The sequence below is a fragment of the Cryobacterium sp. GrIS_2_6 genome, assembly GCF_035984545.1.
Taxonomy (GTDB): domain Bacteria; phylum Actinomycetota; class Actinomycetes; order Actinomycetales; family Microbacteriaceae; genus Cryobacterium.
In genome coordinates, this window is the sequence record NZ_JAXCHP010000001.1 from 2,313,211 (window position 1) to 2,331,356 (window position 18,146).

An 18,146-nucleotide genomic window follows, 5' to 3' on the forward strand; every position below is an offset into this window, starting at 1 on the left:
TGGAGAGTTGTGGCGGTCGATTCGGGCGCCGTCAGCCCCCGGCCGTCTGCGTCGGAGCGGGGGTCGGTGTCGGGCCCGGCGGGGGCGTCGACGTGGCGGTGGGGGTGGCCGATGGCTCGGGTACCGCGGACAGGGTGAGGGTGATGGAGGTGCCGAGGCGCAGGGTTTTCTGACCAGACGGGGCGACCGCGATCACGGTTCCCGGCGTCGCGGCGGGGTCGGGCCTCGAGTCGGTGAGGACCAGGAATCCCGCGTTCTCGAGGGCGGCGATCGCCTCGGCCTTGCTGAGACCGACGGTGTCCGGAACCGTGTTCGAGCCGGAGGCCACGGTGAGGTCGACCGGGTCTCCCGGGTTCAGGAAGGTTCCGGCCACCGGGCTGACGCCGAGCACCGTGTCGAGGGGGCGCCCCGAGTCCTGGAGTGTGAGTGCGCCGAGGCGGAGCCCGAGAGCGGCGAGCGCGGCCCGTGCCCCGTCGAGGGTCATCACGGAGACCTCCGGCACCCGGATGGTCTTCGGCGCCGCCGTGGCGTGGGCGGTGATCATCGGCCCGGCGGTGGCGCTCGCGGGCGCGGGCGTGCTGCTCGTGACGGCCACCGACGTCGGCGCCGCGCCGCCGGCAGCGAGGACCCAGGCGAAGACTCCCCCGATCACGAGGATCATCGAGACGGCCCAGAGCCCGCCGCCGCGACGGCGGCTGCGGCCGCTGCGCACCCAGGCCGGGTTATCCGGCGGGACGACGACGGCGGCGGATGCCGTGCCCGCGCGGGCGTTTCCGGTCGCGTGCACGATCGTGGCCGGGGCGGGAACGGCGGCCGGGACCGGGTGCGGAACAGGCACAGGATCCGGGACCGGGACCGCACCGAGCACCATCGTGCGCTCGGCGAGCTCCGCGAGGTCGCCCGGCCGGAACAGTCCCGTGGTGTCGTCCGAGGGCAAGACGCGACCGCCGCCGGGCAGGGCCACCTCGGGCGGGGCCGCGGCGCGACCCGGCACTCCCCCGGCCCCAATGCGGTCCAGGGCCGCGTCGACGGCCGCGCCCATCGCCGCGGCGGAGGGGAACCGGGCGTCCGGGTCCTTGAGGAGCGCCTTGACGACGAGCCGGTCGACACTCCGCGGGATGCCGGAGTGCTGCACCGACGGCACCGGCGGCGGCGACTGCACGTGGGCGCGCATCACCGCGGCGACGGAATCCCGGACGAACGGCGGCCGTGCGGTGAGCGCGAAGTACAACACCCCGCCGAGCTGGTACACGTCGCCGCGTTCGTCGACGGCGTCGCCCCGCGCCTGCTCCGGCGACATGTAGTTCACGCTCCCGAGCACGCTCTGCACGGCCGGGATTTCCTGCGTTGTCGCATCGGGTGCGCTGCGGAGGACGTCGGTGCCGAGGGCGGGGCGACCTGCGGCATCCGCGAGGCCGAAGTCGAGCAGGCGCACTCCGGCGATGCCGACGTGACCGGCCGGGTCCGGGTCGACCATGATGTTGGCCGGGGAGACGTCGCGGTGGACCAGGCCGATGTCGTGCGCGGCCTCGAGGGCGCGCAGCACCGCGGACGCGACGGTGAGCGCCTGCCCGACGGGCAGCGCCCCGCGATGCTCGACGTACTCGGCGAGGCTGATCCCCGGCGCGCGGTCGAGCGCGATCCAGGCCTGCGGCTCCTCGGCGTTCGCGCCTGCGTCTGCGTCTGCGCTTGTGCCGGTGCCGGTGCCGGCGGTCCCGGCGCCGGGACCCCGGCCGTGACCGGTGTGGTGCACGCCGACGCCGAGCACCGCGACGATGTTCGGGTGCCGCAATACGGCCGCGCCCCTGGCCTCCGCAAAGAACGCTTCCCTGGCCCGGTCGGAGCGGGACAGGTGCGGGTGCAGGATCTTGAGGGCGATCTCGGTGACGGCCCCCTCCCCTGCCTGCGTGTCCACGGCGGAGAAAACGGATGCCGACCCGCCCGTCCCGAGGAGTTCGCCGAGCCGGTAGCGGCCCGAGATCAGCCCTTCGCCAGCGCCTCCGGTGCGCCGGCCTGCCGGCGCACCGGAGGCATCCGTCGTCTCAGCGGGATCGATCGCCCCTGTCACGCCAGTGCTACTTCGCCCGGGCGGCGTAGGTGTTCGCGTACCCGGCCACGGCGGTGACATAGGAGTCGACGTGGTTGTATCCGAAGATGGCCGCGCGCCAGCGGTCGGGCAGCGCGAGGTCGCCGTAGTTGCACAGGTAGCGCCCGGCCGCGAGGGCGGCGTCGTCGATCTGCTGCGGGTCGTTGACACCGTCCCGGTTACCGTCGGCGCCCCAGCGCTGCCAGGTCGCGGGGATGAACTGCAGCGGGCCGACCGCACGGTCCCACGCCGCACTGCCATCCCAGGCGCCGCCGTCGGTGTCGCTCATCGCTGCGAAGTCAGAGCCGTCGAGGGCCGGACCGAAGATGCCGGGCCGGGCGGTACCGTCGGTACCGAGCGCCGAGCCCGCGTGGGTGCCGTGCCCGGACTCGATGTTGCCGAGGCCGGCGAGGGTGCTCCAGCCGAGTCGGCAGCCGGGCTGTTCGGCGGCGAGGGCGAGCGCGGCACCCGCATAGCCGAGCATGGCCCGCCGCGGGATGCCGGTGGCCGCAGCCACGCGGGCAGCCCAGTCCGCATCCACGAGCGCAGCGTTCCCGGTGAGCAGCGCGGTTTCCCCGCTCGACGCGAGGGACGAGCCCGCGCCGGCGCCAGCGGCAGACTGGTCGGCCGCCGGAGCGAGAGTCGCGGGAGTCGCGGGTGTCACGGTCACGGTCGCTGTGGCATCCGCTGCCGTGGGAACGGAGGGAACAGCGTCGGCGGCCACGGCCGCCACGCTCGCCCGGATGCCCTCCGGTGCGGTGAAGCCGGGTACGAGCCAGCCGAAGACGACCCAGCAGAGCAGCCCGGCGGTCGCTGCGGCACCGATCCAGCCGCGCAGGCCGCGCAGCCGTGTGCCGCTCACCACGCCTGGGCCCGTTCGGCCTCGCTGAGCACCCGGCTGCCCCGACGGCCGGCCTCGGTCGCGTGGCGGGCGTCTTCGGCGACGAGCGCGACGCGGAAGGCTTCGATCGTGCCGGCGGCGGCTTCCCGGCTCGCGGAGGCGGCGCCGTACCAGCGTCCCGCCGTCATCACGATGCGTTCACCGATGGTGACCACCCAGCCATGGGTACCGCCCGACGGCCCGGTGACGACGGTCGCGACCATCGCGTCGCACTGGTCCTTGAGTTCGAGGACGTGCGCCCGCGCGCCGGCGAACGAGCCGTAGACCGAGGAGCTGCGGCCGAGCTCGCGGCTGTTCGAGGCGAGCAGCCGCCAGATGCCGGAGTGGCCGGAGTCGGCGACGGTGGCGAGGCCACGGGAGCGATCCCGGCCCTCGGCCACCCGGTCGGTCGTTCCGGTGCGGGCGAGTTCGCCGGTTCGGGCGAGTCCGCTGACGCGGGCGACGTCGCCGCCGCGGGCACCGGACTGAACGCTCTCCCGGAAGGCGACCCAGCCCTGCAGGCGCGGGTCCGCGTTGGAGCGGAAGGCCGAGAAGACCACACTTGGGCGGGGCGACACAGCGACTCCAACGGCCTGAACCAAACAGCGACGGGTGCAGTCAAGACTGTGTGCCGGCTCGGGTGGGCCGGCCCCGGCAATACTGTGCTGGCCTCAGGTGTCCGGCCCGGGAGTGTCACCTTGCCGGGGGGTGAACGGAAGCTGTCCGCCCCGGCAACAGTTTCGAGAAGACCTAGCGGCGAAATGCCTTTCGCGCCAGCGTGTTCCCGAGGTACTGCACTAACTGAACGAGCACGATGATCAGCAGCACGGCAGCCCAGGTCACGATCGGGTTGAACTGGCGGTACCCGTAGAGCAGGGCGAAGTTACCGAGGCCGCCGCCACCGACGTACCCGGCGACCGCCGACATGTCAACGAGCGCGACGAAGATGAACGTGTAGCCGAGGATCAGCGGACCGAGCGCCTCGGGCAGGAGCACGGTGAAGATGATCCGGGCCGTTCCGGCTCCCACGCTGCGGGCGGCCTCGATCACGCCGGGCGTCACGGTGAGCAGGTTCTGCTCGACGATACGGCCCATCGCGAAGGATGCCGCGAGCGAGATCGTGAAGATGATCGCGTTATTGCCGATTCCGGTTCCGACCACGAGCCGGGCGAGTGGCTGCGCGGCGGCGAGGAAAATGATGAACGGGATGGGCCGCACGAAGTTGACCAGCAGGTTCAGCACCACGAACACGGGTTTGTTGGCGAGCAGGCTGCCGCCGCGGGTCAGGTACAGGCCGAGGCCGACGATGAGGCCGCCGAGGCCGCCGAAGAACAGGGTGAGGCCGACGATGTAGAGCGTTTCCCCCGCGGCCTTCCAGAGCTGGGGCAGCAGTTCGATGAGGGATTCCATCAGCGCACCTCCGTGACGGTCGTGAGTGTTCTGATCCGATCGAGGACCGCATCGATGCGGTCGTCGGCGCTGCCGGCGGACGCCGTGCGGGCATCCGCCGCCGTGACGTCGCTGAGCGCGAGGGTGAGGTGCCCGAAGGAGCGGCCCTGCACCTCGTTGATGCCGCCGAAGACGACCTCGAAGGTGATGCCGGCGCGAGCCAGTTCGCCGAAGACGCGGGCCTGGTCGACCGTGTTGTCGCGGAAGGCGAGGGACACGATCCGCCCGGGGTGGCGTCTGCGCAGCATGGCGAGCTCGTCAACGTTCGGGATGCCCTTGACGACGGTCGAGACGAACCTGGCGGATGCCGGCTGCTGCGGGTTCGAGAACACATCGAACACGTCACCGCGTTCGATGACCCGGCCCTGGTCCATCACCGCGACCTTGCTCGCGATGGTCTGGATCACGTCCATCTCGTGGGTGATCACGATGATCGTCACACCGAATTCCCGGTTGACCCGGGTCAGCAGGTCGAGCACCTCGTGGGTCGTCTCGGGGTCGAGGGCGCTCGTGGCTTCGTCGGCGAGGAGGATGGCGGGCTGGCTCGCGAGGGCGCGGGCGATGCCGACGCGCTGCTTCTGGCCGCCGGAGAGCTGGTCGGGGTAGGCGCGCGCCTTGTCGGCAAGGCCGACGAAGTCGAGCATCTCGGCGACCCGCTTGACGCGTTCGGCCTTGGGCCGGTGCGCCACCTCGAGCGGATACGACACGTTGGCCGCGACGCTGCGCGAGCCGAGCAGGTTGAACTGCTGGAAGATCATGCCGATGCCGAGGCGTACGCTGCGGAGCTCGCGCTCGGGCAGGCCGGCGATGTCCCGTCCGTTGATCAGGATCTCTCCGGACGTTGACCGTTCGAGCGCGTTCACGAGGCGCACGAGGGTGCTCTTGCCGGCTCCCGAGTAGCCGATGATCCCGTAGACGTCGCCGGCCTCGACGGCCAGGCTGACGTCATCGATCGCGACGACGTCGCTGCCGCCCTTTTCGTGGGGTGGGTAGATCTTGCTGACACCGCGCAATTCGACGATCGGCATTCAACTCTCCTGGAATTCTCTGGTTTCACACCGGATGCCCGCCTCGCGAGTGCGAAGCGGGCATCCGGGCAACCGGGGGCGACTACTTCTTGTTGGCCTTGGTGTCCGCGACGACCGTGGCGAGTGAGGAGACCAGGTCGGCGACCGGGGTCTTCACGAGAACACCGGAGCCGCCGGAGACGGCGAGCACGCCGTCCTGCACGGCCTGGGTGTCCTGATAGATCTGGACGAGCTTCTGGTAGGTCGCGTTGTCCTTGTCCGCGGCGCGGGCGACGAACACGTTGACGTAGGGAATGGCGGTCGGGTCGGCCGGGTCGTCCTTGGCGAGGGCGTCGGTGAACTTGAGTCCGGCCTTCTCGACGAAGTCGTTGTTGATGATCGCCCCGGCGACGTCAGGAAGCGAGGTCGCGGTGAGCGAAGCCTCGAGCGCGGTGACGGTGACCTTGGAGGCGGACGTGTCGATGTCGTCGAGGGTCGAGAAGATCGAGCCGCCGTCCTTGAGCGTGATGAGCTTGGCCGACTGGAGCACGAGGAGCGCGCGGGCCAGGTTGCTCGCGTCGTTCGGCACCGCGATGGCGTCGCCCTTCTGGATCTCGCTGACCTTCTTGTACTTCGTCGAGTACAGGCCGAGGGGGTAGATCGCCGTCGAGCCGATCGGGGTGAGGTCCGCGTTGCTCGCCGTGTTGTACTGCGCGAGGTAGACGAGGTGCTGGAACTGGTTGAGGTCGATCTCACCCGCGGTCAGCGCGGGGTTCGGCTGGTCGTATGCGGAGAAGTCGACGATCTCGACCTTGATTCCCGCATCGGCAGCGGCCTTCGTGTAGACGGCCCAGTACGGGTCGCTCGCGCCGACGACGCCGATCTTGACGGTCTTGTCGCTGCCGGCATCCGCCGTGCCCCCGGCGCACCCGGCGAGCAGGGCGAGGAGCGGGACGGTCGCGAGAGCCGCGAGCAAGCGCTTGGACAGAATTGACTTTTTCACGTGGTGAATCCCCTTGGGTGTGCTGCGGGTGAGAGCCGCGAGTGCTGATCGCGTCCGGGCCCCGGCAATCGAGGGCACAGCAAAGCCACGGCACGAAGGGGTGGGAGTCTGTGCCGCTGCATCGCGAGGCACACCTTCAGGTTAACAAAGGATGCTGCGCCGCGCACGCCGCTGCGTAACACGCGGTCACAGCATCCGCGGTTTTAACCCTCGATCAGCGTCGAAAGTTCGAGCCAGCGAGTTTCGAAGCTCGAGATGGAGGATTCGAGACCCTGCAGCTCGGTGCCGAGCTCGCCGAGGCCTGCGTAGTCGTTCTGGTCGTGGCTGACCATGCTCTGGTTCAACACCACGATCCGGGACTTCTGCTTCGCGACCTTGCGCTCGATGGAGGCGAGCTCCTTCTGCGCGTTGCGGAGCTCGGCGCCGCCGATGGCCAGGTTCCTGGCCGGCCTGCCGCCGGAGGTGTTCGAGGCGTTCGCCTCGGCGGGCTTGTCGGAGTCGTTGATCTGCTGCTTGCGCATCTCGAGGTACTGGTCGACGCCGCCGGGCAGGTGGCGGAAGCCGCCCTCGGTGACCGCGTACTGGTTGTCAGTGACGCGTTCGATCAGGTAGCGGTCGTGCGAGACGACAAGCAGAGTGCCGGGGAAGGAGTCGAGCAGGTCCTCCATGGCCGCGAGCATGTCGGTGTCCAGGTCGTTGGTGGGCTCGTCGAGGATGAGCACGTTCGGCTCGTCGAGCACGATCAGCAGCAGCTGCAGGCGGCGCTTCTGGCCACCGGAGAGGTCCTTGACCTGGGTGACGAGCTGGGCGCTCATGAAGCCCATCCGCTCGAGCATCTGGCCAGGGGTGATCTCCTTGCCTCCGGCGATGTAGCTCGTCTTCTGGCGGCCGATGACCTCGCTGACCCGGTCGTTCTGGATGCCCTCGAGCTCGAAGAGCTGCTGGGTGAGCACGGCGACCTTGATGGTCTTGCCGCGCTTGACGTGGCCGCTCGTCGGCTGGAGGGTGCCGGCGACGAGGTTCAGCAGCGTGGACTTGCCCGCGCCGTTGACGCCCATGATGCCGGTGCGCTCCCCGGGGGCGATCCGCCAGGTGATGTCCTTCAGCACGTGCTTGTCCTCGAAGTCCACCGAGACGTCGATGAGGTCGACGACGTCCTTGCCGAGGCGCTGCATCGCCATCGACTGCATCGTGACGGTGTCGCGGGGCGGCGGCTCGTTCTCGATGAGCTCGTTGGCCGCGTCGATGCGGAACTTGGGCTTGGCGGTGCGGGCGGGGGCTCCGCGGCGGAGCCAGGCGAGCTCCTTCTTCATCAGGTTCTGGCGCTTCGACTCTGTCGCGGCACTCATCCGGTCGCGTTCGACGCGCTGCAGGATGTACGCGGCATAGCCGCCCTCGAAGGGTTCGATCAGGCGGTCGTGCACCTCCCAGGTCTGGTTGCAGACCTCGTCGAGGAACCACCGGTCGTGGGTCACGACCACGAGGCCGCCAGAGTTCGTCGCCCAGCGGTTGCGGAGGTGCCCGGCGAGCCAGGTGATGCCCTCGACGTCGAGGTGGTTGGTGGGCTCATCGAGGAAGATCACGTCGTGGTCGCCGATCAGCACGGCGGCGAGGGCGACCCGGCGGCGCTGGCCACCGGAAAGGTCATCGACGAGGGCGTCCCAGGGGATGTCGCGCACGAGTCCGCCGATGACGTCGCGGACCTTGGCGTCCCCGGCCCAGAGGTGCTCGTCCATGGTGCCGACGACGGTGCGGCCGACAGTCTGGCCTGAGGCGAGGGCGTCGGACTGGTCGAGCACGCCGATCGTGACGCCGCGGCGGCGGGTGACGCGGCCGGAGTCGGGTTCGATGCGTCCGGCGAGGAGGCTCAGCAGGGTGGACTTGCCGTCACCGTTGCGCCCCACGACTCCGATGCGGTCGCCCTCGTTGAGTCCGACGGTGACGGAGTCGAAGATGACGCGGGTGGGGTATTCAAGGTGCAGGGACTCGGCCCCGAGCAAATGTGCCATAGCTTACAACTTTACCGTGCGCGGCTGGGAGCCCGGCGCGCAGGTCGGGGCAGGCGGATGCCGCGGCTCAGTCGTGGACGAGACGGGCGCCGTGGACCGGGCCCGTCGCCCGCACCACGTGCAGGCGGGAGGCGCTCAACGCGACCTGGAGCTCGAGCGCGCTGTCGGCATCCGCCACGAGGAACGCGACCGTGGGGCCGGACCCGGAGACGATGCCGGCGAGGGCGCCGTTCTCCTCGCCGAGCTCGATGACCTTGCCGAGACCCGGGGCGAGGTGCAGCGCCGGGGCCTGGAGGTCGTTGTGCAGAGACTCGGCGAGCATCCGGGCATCGCCGGCGCGCAGGGCCTGGAGCACGTTGGCGTCGACCGTCGGCTGCGCCTGCGCCGGGAAGATGTCCTGGGCATGGCGCTCACGGTGGCGGTCGAGTTCCTGGTACACGCCCGGAGTGGACATGCCGAAGTCGGCCAGGGCGAGCACCCAGTGGAACTGGCCCTTGGCGAGCGCGGGGCTCAACTGGTCGCCGCGGCCGGTGCCGACGGCCGTGCCGCCCGTGAACGCGAAGGGGACGTCGGCGCCGAGCGTCGCGGCGATGGCGAGCAGTTCCTCGCGGGTCGCCTCGGTGCCCCAGAGGGCGTCGCACGCGAGCAGGGTCGCGGCGGCATCGGCGGATCCGCCGCCCATCCCCCCGGCGATCGGCACGTTCTTCTCGAGCAACAGGCGCACTCCGCCGCGGTAGCCGGACCTGCGGGCGAGGGCGCGAGCGGCCCGGATGGCGAGGTTGCTGCCATCGGTAGCCAGGCCGGAGGTATCGATCGAGCCGGTGAATTCGCAGGAGAAGTCGTCGGCGGGATAGGCGCGCACGTCTTCGCTGAGCGACACGGCCTGGTAGGCGGTCGCGACTTCGTGGTAGCCGTCTTCGAGCACGGCGCCGACCTTCAGGAAGACGTTGATCTTGCCCGGCGCCCGCGCGTGCACAACGTGAGATGTGGCCGCGTTGGTCATGGTTCTAACCTAGCTCAGCGGCGCGGGCCCCTCGTGCGCGGTGTCAGGACGGGTCGGCGGCGTTCCAGGCTCGCGCGATGGCGAGGAAGGCGTCGACGGCGAGCTGCTCGCCACGCTCGGTGGGGTCGATGCCCGCGGCTTCGAGGATCGCGGTCGCCGTTGCCGAGTCGCCGAGCACGGTGGAGAGCGACTGGCGGAGCATCTTGCGGCGCTGCTGGAAGGCGCCGTCGACGAGCGCGAACGTCGCGAGGCGCAGGTCCTCGCTCTCGAGCGGGCTCTCGCGGCGCTGGAACGCTATCAGGATCGAGTCGACGTTCGGTACCGGCCAGAACACCTGGCGGCTGACCTTGCCCGCGGTGCGGAAGGCCCCGTACCAGGCGGCCTTGACGCTCGGGCTGCCGTAGACCTTTGAGCCGGGGGGCGCGGCGAGCCGTTCGCCGACCTCGGCCTGCACCATCACGACGCCGGCGCGGATCGACGGGAAGTGCTCGAGCATGTGCAGCAGCACCGGCACCGAGACGTTGTAAGGCAGGTTGGCGACGAGCCGGGTCGGCTCCCCCGGCAGGTCGGTGATCTTGAGGGCGTCGGCGCGCAGCACGACGAGCGGCGCGTCCTGGTGCATCAGCTCGACGGTGAGCGGGAGCTGCTCGGCGAGCCGGTCGTCGATCTCGACGGCGACGACGCGCGCGCCGGTCTCGAGCAGACCGAGGGTGAGCGAGCCGAGGCCGGGTCCGACCTCGACGACGGTGTCCTCGGGGGTGATCGCGGCGACCTTGACGATGCGGCGGACGGTGTTGCCGTCGATCACGAAGTTCTGGCCGAGCTTCTTGGTCGGGTTGACGCCGAGCATCTCGGCAAGGTCGCGGATCTCGGCCGGCCCGAGCAGTGAACGGGCGACGGGCGCAGCGGATGCCGTGGGCTCGGCGGGCAGGGCGGCATCCGTGGCCGGGGTCGCCGGGACGTTCTCGGCGTCGCTCACTGGAGTCCCCCGAGGCTGACGGTCGGCGCGGTCGGCGCCGGCACGACGGGTTCGGCGTCCCAGCGCCCGTAGACGCGTTCGGTCGTGGTGGAGATCTGGGCGGCCAGCATGGCGACATCCGTTTCGAGGTGGTTGGCCATCGCGCGCAGGGTGTGCGGCAGGAGGTACGGCGCGTTCGGGCGGCCGCGGAAGGGCGTGGGGGTGAGGAAGGGGGCGTCCGTCTCGACGAGCAGCAGCTCGCGGGGAGCAGCTGCGAGGGCCGCGCGGAGCGTGCCGGCGTTCTTGAACGTGACGTTGCCGGCGAACGAGAGGTACCAGCCGTGTTCTGCGCAGATCGCGGCCATCTCGGCGTCCCCGGAGAAGCAGTGGAAGACCGTGCGCTCGGGGGCGCCGACCCGCAGCAGGGTCGCGATGACCTCGGCGTGCGCGTTGCGGTCGTGGATCTGCAGGGCGAGGCCGTTCTGCTTGGCGATCTCGATGTGCGCCTCGAAGCTGCGGTACTGGGCGGCTAGGCCCTCCGGCCCGGTGCGGAAGAAGTCGAGCCCGGTCTCGCCGATCGCGACGACCCGCGGGCGCCCGGCGAGCTCGTTGATCTCGGCGAGGGCGTCGTCGAGCGTGCCGGCCTGCTCGTAGTCCGGGGCCTCGTTCGGGTGGATCGCGACGGCCGCGAGCATGCGTGGCTCGCTCGCGGCGGCCTCGGCCGACCAGCGGGAGGTCTCCCGGTCGCCACCGACCTGGATCACGCCGTGCACGCCCACGCCCACGGCCCGGTCGAGTTGTTCGGCGAGGCTGAGCGGATGCTCGCCGTCGCTGATCTCGAGGTGGGTGTGGTTGTCGTACACCGGCACGGGGAGCGGCTCCGGCGGGGCCGGGTAGCTCAGGTCGCGGCCGGCGGTCTGCTCACGCTGGCGGACGGGTTCGTTAGCCAACCGTCGCCTCGATGCGCGGGAACAGCGCCTCGAGCGGGGAGACGTGGGTGCCGCCGGTCCACTCCCACGCGCGGTCGATGCGCTGGTTGGTGACGAGACCCTCGCCGCCGAGGGCGGACCAGAGCTTGGCGCACGCCTCGGGCACGACCGGGGAGAGCAGCACGGCGAGGGTGCCGAGGCCGCGCACGGCGGTGAACAGCACGGCGTCGAGCCGGTCGCGGTCGGCGGGGTCCTTGGCGAGGCCCCACGGCTCCTGGGTCGTGATGTAGCCGTTGAGCTCGTCGACGAGTTCCCAGACGGATGCGATCGCCTCGTGGATCGCGAGGCGGGAGATGGCCTCGCCCGCGGCATCCGTCACCCGGATCTCGGTGCCCCGGATGGCCGCGTCCGCCTCGGTGAAGGCCGTTGTGACCGGGATCTCACCGTCGCAGTAGCGCACGACCATGGCGATGACGCGGGAGGCGAGGTTGCCGAAGCCGTTGGCGAGCTCGGACTGGTACCGGGCGGAGAGGTCCTCCCAGGAGAACGAGCCGTCCTGGCCGAAGCTGATGGCGCGCATGAAGTAGTACCGGAACGCGTCGGAGCCGAAGGTGTCGGTGATCTGGCTCGGGGCGATGCCGGTGAGCTTGGACTTGCTCATCTTCTCGCCGCCGACGAGCAGCCAGCCGTGGCCGAAGACCCGGCGCGGCACCGGAAGCCCGGCGGCCATCAGCATGGCGGGCCAGATCACGGCGTGGAACCGGAGGATGTCCTTGCCGACGATGTGCGTGGCCGGCCAGAGCCTGCTGAAGCGCTCGTCGTCCTGGCCGTAGCCGGCGGCGGTGATGTAGTTGAGCAGCGCGTCGAACCAGACGTAGACGACATGGCTGTCGTCCCAGGGCACCTTGATGCCCCAGTCGAAGCTCGAGCGGGAGATCGACAGGTCGGAGAGGCCCTGCTTCACGAAGGAGATGACCTCGTTGCGGGCGCTCTCGGGCTGGACGAAGTCGGGGTCTTCCTCGTAGAGGGCGAGCAGGCGCTCGGCGAAGGTGCTCATCCGGAAGAAGTAGTTCTTCTCGTGCAACAGCTCGACCGGGAGGGAGTGGATGGCGCAGACCTGCTGGCCGATGAACTCGCCGGTGCCCTCGATCAGGTCGCTCGGCTGCTTGTATTCCTCGCAGCCGACGCAGTAGAAGCCCTCATACTCGCCCGTGTAGATGTGGCCGGCGTCGTAGAGGTGCTGCAGGAACTTCTGTGCGTTGACCTCGTGGCGCTCGTCGGTCGTGCGGATGAAGTCGTCGTTGCGAATGTCGACGGTCTTGAGCAGCGGCTTCCACGCGGTCTCGACGAGGCGGTCGGCCCATTCCTTCGGGGTGACGCCGTTCGCGGTCGCGGTGCGCAGGATCTTCTGGCCGTGCTCGTCGGTACCGGTGAGCAGCCAGGCGTCCTCGCCGGCCTGCCGGTGCCAGCGCGCGAGGAGGTCTGCGGCCACTTCCGTGTACGCGTGACCGATGTGGGGCACATCATTCACATAGAAAATGGGCGTGGTGATGTAAAAGGATGCTCCGGCGGACATGCCCCCAGTCTATTGGGAGCAACGGATGCCCCGGGCCGGGTTACGTCCCGCCTCGGTTCGGGTCAGAACGGCAGGGGCGGATGCTGCGGCGCGGCCGGTGCACGCGCCCCCGGCTTCTGCGCGAGGGCGGCCTCGTAGAGGTCGCGCTTGCCGAGACCGGACACCGCGGACACGTCTGCGGCGGCCTCCTTGAGCCGGGCGCCGGCCGCGACCTGGGCGAGCACCTCCGCGACCCCGGTCGCGAGGTCGAGCACGCGCTTCTCGGCCCCGGCGACGACGATCGCGATCTCGCCCTTGACGCCCGCTGCCGCCCACTTGGCCAGTTCGGCGGCCGTGCCGCGCTTGACCTCCTCGAAGAACTTGGTGAGCTCGCGGCAGACCACGACGCGGCGGTCGGCACCGAGCACCTCGGCGAGGTCGATGAGGGAGACGGCGAGCCGGTTCGGCGATTCGAAGAAGACCATGGTGCGGCGTTCGTCGGCCACCTCGCGGAGTGCAGACATCCGGTCGCCGTGCTTGCGGGGCAGGAAGCCCTCGAAGGTGAACCGGTCGGTCGGCAGCCCGGAGACGGCGAGGGCGGTGAGCACTGCGGACGGGCCGGGCAGCACGGTGACCGTGACGCCGGCGGCGACGGCGGCGTCGACGAGGTGGAAGCCGGGGTCGGACACGGTCGGCATGCCGGCGTCGCTCAGCACGAGCAGGTCGGTGTCCCGGGCCAGCTCGACGAGCTCAGCCGCCTTCACCCGTTCGTTGTGGTCGTGCAGGCTGATCAGCTGCGGACGGTTCTCGATCCCGAGGGCCTTGAGCAGGTGCACGGTGACGCGGGTGTCCTCCGCCGCGATGACCGTGGCGGTCGTGAGCGCCTCGACCAGCCGTCGCGAGACGTCGCCGAGGTTTCCAATCGGGGTGGCAGCGAGGATGATCATCCCCCCAGTCTCGCAGTCCGCGCGTAACCACCGCTCACTACGATGGTCAGCGTGCTCCTCATACGCCGCTGGTTCCCGTGGGCCGGCCCCCTGTTCGTGGTCGTCGTGGCCGCCGTTCTCCGCCTCTGGAACCTCGGCTCCCCGCACGCGCTCGTCTTCGACGAGACCTTCTACGTCAAGGATGCCTGGAGCCTCTTCAACAACGGCTACGAGTCCACCTGGCCGGACAAGGCTGACGAGATCTTCGCAAACGGCAACACGAACATCTTCACCGACGTCGGATCGTTCGTCGTGCATCCGCCGCTCGGGAAGTGGCTGATCTCGCTCGGGATGGCCGCGTTCGGTCCGGAGAGCAGTTGGGGCTGGCGCATCGTGACCGCCCTGATCGGCATTCTCGCGGTCGTTCTGCTGATGCTCATCATCAAGAAGCTGTTCGGCTCGACACTGCTCGCGGTCATCGGCGGGTTGCTGTTCGCGATCGACGGCAACGCGATCGTGATGAGCCGGGTGGCGCTGCTCGACAACTACGTGATGTTCTTCGCGCTGCTCGGGTTCGGGGCGATCCTGCTCGACCGGGAGTGGCACGCGACCCGCCTCGCCGCCTGGATGGCGAAACGGGCGGAGACCGGCGAATGGCCCGGCTGGGGGCCCGCGATATGGTTCCGGCCGTGGCTCCTCGCCGCGGGCCTCGCCTTCGGGTTGACCATGAGCGTCAAGTGGTCCGGCCTCTACTTTCTCGCCGCGTTCGGCGTCTACGTCGTGGTCGTGGACGCCCTCGCCCGCCGGCGGGCCGGCATCCCGTTCTGGGCGAGCGGTGCCATCCTCAAGCAGGGTCCGATCAGCTTCCTGCTGTTGGTGCCGATCGCGATCGCGACCTTCCTCACCTCGTGGACAGGCTGGTTCGTCACCAGGGGCGGGTTCTACCGAACCTGGGCAGACTCCCCCGAGACAGCCTGGACCGGGGCCTTCGCCTGGGTGCCGCATTCCCTGCAGAGTTTCTGGCACTACCAGATCGCCGCGTACACTTATCACGTCGGCCTCGTCACGCCGCACCCGTACCAGTCGAACCCGCTGACCTGGCTGTTCATGGTGCGCCCGACGAGCATGTACTACCAGTCATCGGCGGCCGGCGAGGGCGCCTGCAGCTTCTCGACCTGCTCAGAGGCGATCACCGAGATCGCCAACCCGCTGATCTGGTGGGCCGGGACCGCCGCGGTGCTCTACCTCGTCTATCGCCTCGCCCGGTACCGAGAGTGGCGGGTTGGTCTGATCCTGATGGGCATGGTCGCCGGGTACCTGCCCTGGCTGATGTACACCGGCCGCACGGTCTTCCAGTTCTATTCGGTCGCTTTCGAGCCGTACCTGATCTTCGCGCTCACGTTCGTGATCGGTCTCGTGCTCGGACTCGCACCGGGAACCCCAGAGGTCGGGATCGGGGTCGCCCAGGAGCTCACGAGCACCGAACCGCCCACGGATGCCGTGACGCGCGAATCAGACCGGACCGTCGGCATCCGCGTGCTGATCGGCTACCTCGTGGCTGCCGTGCTGGTCAGCGCCTTCTTCTACCCGCTCTGGACGGGAATGCTGATCTCGTTCTCGTTCTGGCAGATGCATATTTGGCTACCGAGCTGGCGATAGCCGCGCCCGGATCCCCGAAATTCCAGTCGAATGAGACCCTGCGGTTTCGTGCCGTTTCGGCGATTTGAGCCCTCTTCATATGCCGTTTGGGCCATATAGCGACTGGGAAACGGTTGTGAATCCGACCCGCGGACCGGGGGTGCGCCCGTAGGATACTTCTATCTGCACCACGAGTGATTGCTCCAGAACCGACTGAGAAGTCCAGATCCAAACCAAAGGCCTCATGTCGGAAGCATCCGTCGCACCCACGGTGCGCATCGTCAAGACCCGTCGGGGTGGCGACTCGAAGAATCCCACCACCGAGTACTCCTCGCTGCTGCACACTGTGCGCAACCTGGGCCTCCTGAAGCGCGCGACCGGGTTCTACTGGTTCGTCTTCGGCATGCTCATCCTCGCAACTGCGGGTCTCGGCACCGGTTTCGTGCTCCTTGGCCACAGCTGGTACCAGCTGATCATCGCCGGCGTGCTCGGCATCATCCTCACCCAGTTCGCCTTCCTCGCCCACGAGGCCTCGCACCGGCAGGTGTTCGAGTCTGGGCCCGCCAATGACAAGGCCGGCCGCATCCTCGCGAACCTGTTCGTCGGCATCAGCTACGCCTGGTGGATGAACAAGCACAGCCGCCACCACGCCAACCCGAACGTCATCGGCAAAGACCCCGACATCGACCCCGACTTCATCGTCTTCCGCGAGGAGGACGCCGCGAAGGTGTCCTGGCTCGGCTCGTTCGTCACGCGCAAGCAGGGTTACCTGTTCTTCCCGCTCCTGATGGCAGAGGGCTTCAACCTGCACGTCCAGGGCTTCCGCACGGTCTTCGGCCGCGGCAAGGTCGACAAGCGCTGGCTCGAGATCAGCATGCTCACGACCCGTATCGTGCTCTACGTCGCCGTGATCTTCTACTTCCTGCCGCTCGGGATGGCCTTCGCCTTCATCGGAGTGCAGCTCGCCGTCTTCGGGGTCTACATGGGCGCATCCTTCGCCCCGAACCACAAGGGGATGCCGCAGCTCCCCCACGACAGCAAGGTCGACTTCCTGCGCCGCCAGGTCCTGACCTCGCGCAACATCCGCGGCGGCACCTTCATGGACACCTTCATGGGCGGCCTGAACTACCAGGTCGAGCACCACCTGTTCCCGAACATGGCCCGCCCGCACCTGCGGAAGGCGCAGGAGATCACCAAGGAATACTGCCAGTCGCACAACATCCTCTACACGGAGACGGGCCTGTTCCAGTCGTATGGGATCGTCATCGAGTACCTGAACACGGTCGGCCTCGCCGCCCGCGATCCGTTCGACTGCCCCATGGTCGCGCGGTTCCACCACCGCTAGACCGCTTCTGCTTCGAACCGTCACGCTCCGCCGGGCCCTGTGCCCGCCCGGACCGTGGCGGTTCCGTCGTTAACCGCCGCCGCCGCGCGCACCAATAGCGCTGCTTCGCGCCAAGTGCGCGGCTTCGCGCGCCACCTGCGCCGCTGCGCGCCAGGCGTGTGTGGAGCGCAGCGGCGCAGTTGGCGCGCGAACGACTCGGGGCGCGGACGACGTCGGAGTAGGCTCGAATCCATGTGGCTGCCGGGCGTGCTCGTCGCGGTCGCCGCCGCACTCCTTGCCGGGCTCGTGCACGCCCTCGTCCCCGGGATCCCGCTTCTCACGGCCGCCGTGGTGTTCGGAATCGTCGCCGGCCAGCTGCCGGTGGCGCGCCGGCAGCTCACCGGAGTGCTCGCGCCGGGCCTCTCTGTAGCCTCCAAGCGCATCATGCGCCTCGGAATCGTGCTGCTCGGCCTCAAGCTCAGCCTCGTCGACATCCTCGGCCTCGGCTGGCTGACCATCGCGACGACCGTCGCCATCGTCGTTCTCACCTTCTTCGGCACGCTGTGGTTCGGCCGCAGGATCGGCCTGCCCGGGCAGCAGCCCCTGCTGATCGCGACCGGATTCTCGGTCTGCGGCGCGTCCGCGATCGGCGCCATGAGTGCCGTCGTGCACGCAGACGATGACGACACCGCCACACCGATCGCCCTCGTCACCCTCTGCGGGACCCTCGCGATCGCGGTCCTGCCCGCCCTGTGGCATCCGCTCGGCCTGGACGCCCTGCAGTACGGACAGTGGGTCGGCGCCAGCGTGCACGATGTCGGCCAGGTCGTCGCCACCGCGCAGGTCGCCGGGCCGGCCGCCCTCGCCGTGGCGATCGTCGTCAAGCTCACCCGGGTGCTCCTGCTCGCGCCGATCGTCGCCGGGGTGTCCCTGCAGGAGCGCCGCAGAGACGGCAGCGGGGCAGCCTCGACCTCGAGTGCGATGCCCCTGCGCACCGGCACCCTCGCTGCGGTGTCCACGGATGCCTCGACGCGGCATCCCCCGATCGTTCCGCTTTTCGTCCTGGGCTTTCTGGCTGCCGTGATGCTCCGCACCCTCGTGCCGTTGCCCGAGGGCGTGCTCCTCGTCGCTGACACCCTGCAGACCTATTTCCTGGCGACCGCGCTCTTCGGGCTCGGCGCGGCGGTGCAGCTCGGGGTGCTCGTGCGCACCGGCGGGCGCGCACTCACCGTCGGCCTCGGTTCATGGGCGCTCATTGCGGCCCTCGCCTACGGCGCCGTCCTGCTCGCCTGACCGGTCGCCTGCCGCGGGGCGCGCACCACGGGCCGCGGTCGCGCGCCCGTTGCGCCGCTTCGCGCCAGGCATGCCTGGCGCGAAGC

General features: G+C 69.6%; 15 protein-coding genes. 3 read left to right on the top strand and 12 right to left on the bottom strand.

What is annotated here, in order from left to right:
- Positions 1-31: 31 nt before the first annotated feature.
- The 12 genes from RCH22_RS11435 to rsmI all read right to left on the bottom strand — a co-directional run bounded on the left by RCH22_RS11435 (position 32) and on the right by rsmI (position 13,826).
- Positions 32-2,068, bottom strand: coding sequence for a PASTA domain-containing protein (locus RCH22_RS11435; protein WP_327014073.1), 2,037 nt, complete (start codon positions 2,066-2,068; stop codon positions 32-34).
- A gap of 7 nt (positions 2,069-2,075) precedes the next feature.
- Positions 2,076-2,948 (bottom strand): lytic transglycosylase domain-containing protein, encoded by an 873-nt coding sequence (locus RCH22_RS11440; RefSeq protein WP_327014074.1) that lies wholly within the window; start codon positions 2,946-2,948, stop codon positions 2,076-2,078.
- The gene (locus RCH22_RS11445) at positions 2,945-3,544 is read right to left on the bottom strand and encodes a hypothetical protein (RefSeq protein ID WP_327014075.1); all 600 of its coding nucleotides are present in this window, start codon (positions 3,542-3,544) and stop codon (positions 2,945-2,947) included. Before RCH22_RS11445 ends, RCH22_RS11440 begins: the two co-directional genes overlap by 4 nt.
- 172 nt (positions 3,545-3,716) lie before the next feature.
- The gene (locus RCH22_RS11450; RefSeq protein ID WP_134448217.1) at positions 3,717-4,376 is read right to left on the bottom strand and encodes a methionine ABC transporter permease; all 660 of its coding nucleotides are present in this window, start codon (positions 4,374-4,376) and stop codon (positions 3,717-3,719) included.
- The gene (locus RCH22_RS11455) at positions 4,376-5,443 is read right to left on the bottom strand and encodes a methionine ABC transporter ATP-binding protein (RefSeq protein WP_327014076.1); all 1,068 of its coding nucleotides are present in this window, start codon (positions 5,441-5,443) and stop codon (positions 4,376-4,378) included. The genes RCH22_RS11450 and RCH22_RS11455 overlap by 1 nt, the downstream gene beginning before the upstream one ends.
- An 82-nt stretch (positions 5,444-5,525) precedes the next feature.
- Positions 5,526-6,410 carry a MetQ/NlpA family ABC transporter substrate-binding protein gene (locus RCH22_RS11460; RefSeq protein ID WP_327015512.1) on the bottom strand — a complete coding sequence of 295 codons (885 nt, stop codon included), beginning with the start codon at positions 6,408-6,410 and terminating at the stop codon, positions 5,526-5,528.
- Between the two features lie 218 nt (positions 6,411-6,628).
- The gene (locus RCH22_RS11465; RefSeq protein ID WP_327014077.1) at positions 6,629-8,434 is read right to left on the bottom strand and encodes an ABC-F family ATP-binding cassette domain-containing protein; all 1,806 of its coding nucleotides are present in this window, start codon (positions 8,432-8,434) and stop codon (positions 6,629-6,631) included.
- 67 nt (positions 8,435-8,501) lie between these two features.
- The gene (locus RCH22_RS11470; RefSeq protein ID WP_327014078.1) at positions 8,502-9,437 is read right to left on the bottom strand and encodes a 4-(cytidine 5'-diphospho)-2-C-methyl-D-erythritol kinase; all 936 of its coding nucleotides are present in this window, start codon (positions 9,435-9,437) and stop codon (positions 8,502-8,504) included.
- 43 nt (positions 9,438-9,480) lie between these two features.
- Positions 9,481-10,287, bottom strand: coding sequence for a 16S rRNA (adenine(1518)-N(6)/adenine(1519)-N(6))-dimethyltransferase RsmA (gene rsmA / locus RCH22_RS11475; protein WP_327015513.1), 807 nt, complete (start codon positions 10,285-10,287; stop codon positions 9,481-9,483).
- Positions 10,288-10,412: 125 nt separating this feature from the next.
- A complete protein-coding gene (locus RCH22_RS11480) occupies positions 10,413-11,345 on the bottom strand; it encodes a TatD family hydrolase (protein WP_327014079.1) in 933 nt (310 codons plus the stop codon).
- Positions 11,338-12,900, bottom strand: coding sequence for a methionine--tRNA ligase (gene metG, locus RCH22_RS11485; protein WP_327014080.1), 1,563 nt, complete (start codon positions 12,898-12,900; stop codon positions 11,338-11,340). The genes RCH22_RS11480 and metG overlap by 8 nt, the downstream gene beginning before the upstream one ends.
- 62 nt (positions 12,901-12,962) lie before the next feature.
- A complete protein-coding gene (rsmI, locus tag RCH22_RS11490; protein WP_327014081.1) occupies positions 12,963-13,826 on the bottom strand; it encodes a 16S rRNA (cytidine(1402)-2'-O)-methyltransferase in 864 nt (287 codons plus the stop codon).
- 51 nt (positions 13,827-13,877) lie between these two features.
- Here rsmI and RCH22_RS11495 point away from each other — a divergent pair, with 51 nt between their 5' ends.
- The 3 genes from RCH22_RS11495 to RCH22_RS11505 all read left to right on the top strand — a co-directional run bounded on the left by RCH22_RS11495 (position 13,878) and on the right by RCH22_RS11505 (position 18,060).
- Positions 13,878-15,464 (top strand): phospholipid carrier-dependent glycosyltransferase, encoded by a 1,587-nt coding sequence (locus RCH22_RS11495; protein ID WP_327014082.1) that lies wholly within the window; start codon positions 13,878-13,880, stop codon positions 15,462-15,464.
- A gap of 223 nt (positions 15,465-15,687) precedes the next feature.
- A complete protein-coding gene (locus RCH22_RS11500; protein ID WP_327014083.1) occupies positions 15,688-16,788 on the top strand; it encodes an acyl-CoA desaturase in 1,101 nt (366 codons plus the stop codon).
- Between the two features lie 231 nt (positions 16,789-17,019).
- Complete coding sequence (locus tag RCH22_RS11505; RefSeq protein WP_327014084.1) at positions 17,020-18,060, top strand: putative sulfate exporter family transporter; 1,041 nt, start codon at positions 17,020-17,022, stop codon at positions 18,058-18,060.
- Positions 18,061-18,146 lie beyond the last annotated feature (86 nt).

What these genes read in the sequence shown, in the direction of transcription:
- RCH22_RS11455 (WP_327014076.1), bottom strand. Translation starts at nt 5,443, where the DNA reads ATGCCGATCGTCGAATTGCGCGGTGTCAGCAAGATCTACCCACCCCAC.
- RCH22_RS11465 (WP_327014077.1), bottom strand. Translation starts at nt 8,434, where the DNA reads ATGGCACATTTGCTCGGGGCCGAGTCCCTGCACCTTGAATACCCCACC.
- rsmI (WP_327014081.1), bottom strand. Translation starts at nt 13,826, where the DNA reads ATGATCATCCTCGCTGCCACCCCGATTGGAAACCTCGGCGACGTCTCG.
- RCH22_RS11470 (WP_327014078.1), bottom strand. Translation starts at nt 9,437, where the DNA reads ATGACCAACGCGGCCACATCTCACGTTGTGCACGCGCGGGCGCCGGGC.
- RCH22_RS11450 (WP_134448217.1), bottom strand. Translation starts at nt 4,376, where the DNA reads ATGGAATCCCTCATCGAACTGCTGCCCCAGCTCTGGAAGGCCGCGGGG.
- rsmA (WP_327015513.1), bottom strand. Translation starts at nt 10,287, where the DNA reads ATGCTCGGCGTCAACCCGACCAAGAAGCTCGGCCAGAACTTCGTGATC.
- RCH22_RS11505 (WP_327014084.1), top strand. Translation starts at nt 17,020, where the DNA reads ATGTGGCTGCCGGGCGTGCTCGTCGCGGTCGCCGCCGCACTCCTTGCC.
- metG (WP_327014080.1), bottom strand. Translation starts at nt 12,900, where the DNA reads ATGTCCGCCGGAGCATCCTTTTACATCACCACGCCCATTTTCTATGTG.
- RCH22_RS11500 (WP_327014083.1), top strand. Translation starts at nt 15,688, where the DNA reads ATGTCGGAAGCATCCGTCGCACCCACGGTGCGCATCGTCAAGACCCGT.